At 32.1% G+C, this 1,926-nt stretch carries 2 protein-coding genes; both read right to left on the bottom strand.

Features of this window, described 5'->3' with window-relative positions; all coding sequences use genetic code 11:
• Nucleotides 1-111: 111 nt before the first annotated feature.
• Nucleotides 112-846: a class I SAM-dependent methyltransferase gene (locus AB1349_13995; protein MEW6558438.1), complete on the bottom strand. Its 735-nt coding sequence runs from the start codon at nt 844-846 to the stop codon at nt 112-114.
• Nucleotides 847-856: 10 nt separating this feature from the next.
• A partial coding sequence (locus tag AB1349_13990; protein ID MEW6558437.1) for a glycosyltransferase family 4 protein occupies nt 857-1,926 on the bottom strand: 1,070 nt, incomplete at its 5' end.

Below are 1,926 nucleotides of genomic sequence, written 5' to 3'. Positions count from 1 at the left end.
ACATATACAAGAATAATTCCAAACACTCCCATACTGAGTATCCTGATTAAAGTACTATCCCGCAATTGTGTAGAATATTGATTCCAGTTATAAGAAAAAATCTGCTTCATTTTATTTTCTTGCCATCAGTAATATTCCATTCCCCGATGTCTTATTAATATGTCTATCTATAAAAGTAAGATATAGTACAAGAGGAAAACTAATTATTTGTCCTATCCGATGCGAAAACCATATTTCAAATAACTTCTGGATTTCCCACGCCAAGGATTCTGCCCAGCCACAGGTAGATTTTGTTTTAATATCATTAAATCCTAATTTATTTAATTTATTGACAAGTTCTTCTCTTTCGTAGCCATTTCTTACATGGTCATTTTGTTCCCAAGTCTCAAATTGTTTGAAATGTCTTTTCTGATTGATATTGGGTACATGTATGAGCAAAATTCCACCACGTTTCAATGCTCGGTAAAAACTCATAAATACTGTCCGGTCATTAACAATATGTTCAAGGACATCTATACTATAAATTACATCAAATGCATTCGTCCCAGAAAAATTTTCAAGGTTATCTTGAATAAATTCAATATTTCTAATATTTTGTCTATCTCGTTTCAAAATACATTGTTTTATCTTTTCCGGATCCATTTCTATTCCGATAAATTGATTTGACGGATATCCTCGAGCAAGTGAAAATATATAATCTCCAAAACCACTGCCCGCATCAAGAATTGTTTTCCCATCAAGATTTAGTTTATTGAGCACAGAAAAAATATGTGTTTTACGTATTCGTTGTCCTGCATCAAGATTACCAAGAATCTCAATTAATATATCTTTTATATGGGTCTTCATTAGAAATAACTTAAAAAATAGAGAAAAGCGTATTATTTATCTTTTCGGTTATCCTTTTGCTACTGAATTCATTTACTATCCTCGTATACCCTTTGTTTCCCAGAGTTGTTGCTAATTTTTCATCAGATAGAATCTTGATAACAGCATCACTGATTTCTTTAATGTCCGTCGGCTTAACTAATAAACCCGTCTCTCCATCAACTATAGCATCTTGTATTCCTCCAGTTTTACCGCCTATAACTGGTTTTCTACAGGCATTTGCTTCCAAATAAACAATACCAAATCCTTCTACGTCCCCGGATAGTTCACGACTTGGCATTATGAAAATATCACACGCATTGTAATAACCATTAAGTTCACTATCTGGAACATAACCGACAAAAACAACATTTTTCTCCAAGGTTAACCCTTTTACTAATTCTCTCAATCTATTCTTTTCATTCCCCTTTCCTACAATTAAATATATTGTATCAGGGAAAGATTTTAAAATATTCGGCAATGCTTTTATAACAAAATCATGGCCTTTTCTGGTAACAAGCCGTCCAACAGAAAGAAGTACTTTTTTATTTTCTAAATTGTATTTTTTTCTTATGGTTATTGCTTCCTCTTGCTTCGGGTAAAATATCCCCGCTTTTATACAAGGATTTACAATAGTAACTTTATCAGAACTAACACTGTATTCTACAATTTTCGTTTTAGTAAAATTGCTATTAGCAATTACAGCATTGGCTTTTCTTAGTGCAATAGCAATCACTCTGTTTTTCCATAATTGAGACGATAGAGAGTGTCGTTTGACAATAATATCATTTCCATGTGTATAGATTAAATAGGGCTTTCCTGTTAGTTTACTCAAACACCATCCTGCCAAGCCCAGATCTGCACTGCCACATTGAATGAAGGCAATATTTTCCTTTTTAATTATTTTTAATCCATGGATAACAAACAAAAACAATATCGGAAATATAAACAATTTATACAACTTTGGATATTTCTCAATAAGTGAATAAAAAAAACTATAACGATAAATTTTATAATTCTGTTGTCGGTCAAAATCTACACTGTTTCTTACTTTTGGGGCCA

This window comes from Elusimicrobiota bacterium (assembly GCA_040757695.1).
GTDB lineage: Bacteria > Elusimicrobiota > UBA8919 > UBA8919 > UBA8919 > JBFLWK01.
This window is presented reverse-complemented; position numbering and strand designations above follow the sequence as displayed.